Here is a 345-nt window from a genome sequence, read left to right as displayed (position 1 = left end):
TCTGACCCTAGTACGAGAGGACCGGGTTGGACGAACCTCTGGTGTGTCAGTTGTTCCGCCAGGAGCACCGCTGATTAGCTACGTTCGGGATGGATAACCGCTGAAAGCATCTAAGCGGGAAGCCGGCCTCAAGATGAGATTTCCATACCTTCGGGTGAGAGGCTCCCAGCCAGACTACTGGGTTGATAGGCCAGATGTGGAAGTGCAGTAATGCATGCAGCTGACTGGTACTAATAAGCCGATGACTTGATAACACACCGTTTGTTGGTGCTACGCGTCCACTGAGTGGTTCTCGATGTACGGTCGAGAACCGCATAACAACAATGACTTTGTTATGTGTTTGAT

The 345-nt window shown here is 51.3% G+C and carries 1 rRNA gene; it reads left to right on the top strand.

The features are described from left to right. Positions 1–254: ribosomal RNA gene (locus NEI07_RS02710) — 23S ribosomal RNA — on the top strand; the annotation flags it as partial. Positions 255–345 lie beyond the last annotated feature (91 nt).

It is taken from the genome of Methylocystis suflitae (assembly GCF_024448135.1).
GTDB classification, from domain to species: Bacteria; Pseudomonadota; Alphaproteobacteria; order Rhizobiales; family Beijerinckiaceae; genus Methylocystis; species Methylocystis suflitae.
The sequence above is the reverse complement of the archived record's forward strand: the minus strand, read 5'-3'. Positions and strand labels throughout refer to the sequence as shown.